We start from the raw sequence: 3,565 nt of genomic DNA, 5'->3' as shown, positions 1-3,565 counted from the left end.
CCGGCGCGAGGACGGCGCGCTGCTGGGCCGGGCTCTGGCCGCCTGGGCGCAGCCGGGCCCGCAGACCCACGCCGAGCCGGGTACGGACACCGCCCCGCCCGCCGTCCCGCCGCAGCTGCTGTTCGCCGGGACGGTGGACGGCACCGGTGTGGCGGTGCTGTACGACGGCCGCCGGATCGCCCTGTTCACCGACGGACGCGGCGGCGGGCTGGACCTCGCCCGGGCCGACGACGCGGACCCGACCACGGCGGGCGCGGTGGTGCTGAGCCGTCAGGGCACCGCCCTGCGGTACCTGCTGGCACCCTGGGTGGACACCGCCGAGACCCGCCGGATCGACCAGCCCGACGCCGCCGCCCGCCTGCTGGACCATCCCGACGGGGTCACCGCCGCCGCGCCGGGCGGCGGGCCGGCGGACTGCCGGGGCGCCACCGTGCTCCAGTTGCACTCCTCCCCGGTGATCGCCGAGAAGCACGCCTTCCTGCTGGCCGACCTGGGCGGTCTCCTCCCGGCGCACCTCACCTACACCCCGCCGCCGGACCGCGGCCAGCCCGCCCGCGAGCCGCGCGAGGCGGTCGCCCCGGAGGCCCTGCTGGCCTGGGCACGGGCCGGCTGCGCGGTGCCGGACGGCACACCGGGCGTCAAGCAGCTCGACCTGTGGGCGTTCGCGGTGCAGCCCTTGCCGCAGAACGGGGGCTCGGCCGCCTGGTTCTGTCTGCGGGCCGACCGCTGGACGGGCGAGGGCAGCGCGGCCACCGCCGTGCTGCTGCCGACCGCCCGAGGGCCCCAGCGCACCGGGGGCGGCCCGGGCCGCTCGTGCGGCCACTTCGAGCAGGACACCGTCGCGTGGACGTGGTGGCACTCCCCGCAGGGCGCGGACTACCTGCTCGCGGCGGGCAGCCGACGGGTCACCCGGCTGACCGTCAAGGGCCCGGACTGGTCGGCCGACCGCTCCGTCCCGGACCGCACCCTGGCGGTCGAGCGGCCCGCCAGGGGCGCCGTCCAGGTCGAGGCGGTCCTCGACAACGGCAACCGGATCAGCCCGCTTCACTGACCGGAGCGGCGGCCGGCAGCGCCGCGTAGTCGGGCAGTTCGACGCTGGACACCTGCTTTCCCAGCTCCAGCATCCGCTCCAGCACCCACCGCCGGTTGAGCAGTCCGTTGCGCAGCCGCAGCCCGGCCCTGGTGCGTGGCGCGAGGAACGGGCCGGTGCGGTCGCCGCCCTTCTGGCAGCCCTGGGCGTAGCCGCGCAGCAGCTGCTCGTACCGGGTGAAGGCGGCCCGGTGGTCGCCGCGGGCCAGGGCCAGTTCGCCCGCGAGGACGTAGGCGGCCACCACCGCCGTGCCGGTGCCCATCCCGCCGATGGTGGCGCCGCAGGCCGCGTCGCCGAGCAGGACGATCCGGCCGCTGGACCAGCTGGGGACGTCGGCGCGGCTGATCGAGTCGAAGTACAGCTCGGGCGCGGCGTCCAGGCTCCGGAGCAGCTGCGGGACCAGCCAGCCGAGGCCGGCGAAGGCGTCCCGGATCAGTGCCTTCTGCTGCCGGATGTCGTGGCGGTCGTAGCGCAGTCCGGGCGAGGCGAAGAGGCAGAAGGCGCCCGCCCGGGCCGGGTCGCGGGGGTCGAGGCCGACGGACATCAGCCGGCCGGGGACGTTCAGGCCCGCTCCGCCGTCCGGCAGCCCACCGTCGTTCGGCAGCTGCCAGGTGGCCGCGTAGTAGCCGAGGTGGCGGACGAACCGCTGCTCGGGGCCGAAGGCGAGCCGCCGCACGGTGGAGTGCAGCCCGTCGGCGCCGACCACCAGGTCGAACTCGCGCGGTGCGCCGTGCCGGAAGGCGACCCGCACCCCGCTCGCCGTCTCCTCGAGGGCCTCGACGGTGTCGCCGAAGACGTACTCGGCGCGTGGCTCGCTGTGCCGGTACAGCACCTGGGCCAGTTCGCCGCGCGGGATCTCCAGCTCGCCGCCCGCGAACTCGGCGGGCAGGTGCAGCAGTCGGCGCCCGCGCTGGTCCACGAAGGTGATCGGGCTGCCGCCGGTGTCGAGGGCGCGCAGCTCGTCCAGCACACCCATCCGCTCCAGCACGGTGAGGTGGGTGCGCCCCCGGAAGTCGACGTTCTGCCCGCCGCCGCGCAGCGCGGGCGCGAGTTCGACCACGGTGACCTCGAAGCCGTACCGGCCCAGCCAGTGGGCCAGCGCGGGGCCGGCGATGCTCGCGCCCGAGACCAACACCCTGGTGCGCGCGGAAGCGCTCATGGGAACCACTCCGTCCGAGGATCAAAACTGTGTCCGGCGGACACTGTTCATTGCTGTGTACGGTAGACGCAGTTACCGGGAGCAGGCAACCCCCAGGACGGGAGCGGACGATGGGCGAGGCGGCGAACGACACGGTGCGACTGCTCTGGGAACAGCCCACCCGGCCGAGCCGCGGGCCCAAGCCGGCCCTCAGCCTGGAGCGGATCGCCGCCGCCGGCGTCGAGCTGGCGGACGCGGAGGGGCTCGGCGCGGTCTCCATGCAGAAGGTCGCCGGACTGCTCGACTTCACCAAGATGTCGCTCTACCGGTATGTCCCCGGCAAAGCCGAACTCGTCGCGCTGATGGCCGAGTCGGCCGTCGGCGAGCCCCCCGCCAGCCCGGACGGACCCGGCTGGCGGGAACAACTCACCGCCTGGGCACACCACTTGTCCGCCGCCTTCGCCCGGCACCCGTGGCTGCTGGACGCCACCCTCGGCCCCCGGGTGCTCGGCCCGAGGGAACTCGCCTGGCTGGAGCGGGTGGTGGCCGCGCTCGACGGCCACGGACTGACCGGCGCCGAGCGGATGGACGCCGCCGTCCTGCTCGCCGGGCACGTGCGCACCATCGCCGAGCAGGCCCGCGCGGCCGGCCCGGACGGCTCCCCCGAGGCCGAACTCCTCGCCGCCCTCGGCACCGTGGTGCACCGGCACGCCGACCGCTACCCCGCCGTGGCCGCCGCGATGGCCGAACCGGACGGACGCGACCAGGCCCTGGACTTCGGCCTGGCCCGCATCCTGGACGGCCTGGCCGCCCTGATCGAGCGCCGCACGAGCCCGCGTCCGGAGGCGTGACCGCACGATAACGTGACCGCCCGATAACCCGTCGAGCCGCGATCACCCGGACGGCTACCATCCGCTCCCATGGCGATGTTCGTGCACCTGACGTCCGCGGCGAACACGCCGCGCATCCGCCGCGCCGGGATCCGGGCCGACAGTCGTGGCCAGGGCGGCGTGCGCGGGGTGTACTGCTTCCCCGTGCTGCCCTCCTACGCCCTCACCCACCAGTGGCTGCGCGAACTGGCCCGATTCGGCCCGAAGGGCTCGCTGGCCGCCGTGCACGTCCGGCTGGACGACACCCAGCAGGTGCTGGTCGGGCACTACCGGGACCGCGCCAGGGAGGCCCAGCAGTGGCTGACCGCCGCCGAGGCGGTCGCCCGGATCGCCGCCCTGCCGGACCCGCGCGGCTGGGAGGTGGTGGTGCCGCGCGCGGTGGGCGCCCGCGAGGTGCACCGGGTCCGCGCCGTGCCGCAGGTCGCCGGCTGGCGCTGCCGCCCGGAT

General features: G+C 75.8%; 2 protein-coding genes and 2 pseudogenes. 3 read left to right on the top strand and 1 reads right to left on the bottom strand.

Translation table 11 applies throughout. From position 1 onward, the window contains the following. Positions 1–1,051 (top strand): annotated as a pseudogene (locus BG452_RS31400) (hypothetical protein); the annotation flags it as partial. Here BG452_RS31400 and BG452_RS31395 read toward each other — a convergent pair. Further along, the gene (locus tag BG452_RS31395) at positions 1,035–2,249 is read right to left on the bottom strand and encodes an FAD-dependent monooxygenase (protein WP_188307746.1); all 1,215 of its coding nucleotides are present in this window, start codon (positions 2,247–2,249) and stop codon (positions 1,035–1,037) included. The pseudogene BG452_RS31400 and the gene BG452_RS31395 sit on opposite strands and share 17 nt — an antisense overlap. Before the next feature lie 110 nt (positions 2,250–2,359). Here BG452_RS31395 and BG452_RS31390 point away from each other — a divergent pair, with 110 nt between their 5' ends. Together BG452_RS31390 and BG452_RS31385 are read left to right on the top strand one after the other, a co-directional pair. Beyond that, a complete protein-coding gene (locus BG452_RS31390) occupies positions 2,360–3,079 on the top strand; it encodes a TetR/AcrR family transcriptional regulator (protein WP_188307745.1) in 720 nt (239 codons plus the stop codon). A 69-nt stretch (positions 3,080–3,148) separates the two neighbouring features. After that, positions 3,149–3,565 (top strand): annotated as a pseudogene (locus BG452_RS31385) (HEAT repeat domain-containing protein); the annotation flags it as partial.

Source organism: Streptomyces sp. CBMA123 (assembly GCF_014596465.1).
Classification (GTDB): domain Bacteria; phylum Actinomycetota; class Actinomycetes; order Streptomycetales; family Streptomycetaceae; genus Kitasatospora.
The sequence above is the reverse complement of the archived record's forward strand: the minus strand, read 5'-3'. Positions and strand labels throughout refer to the sequence as shown.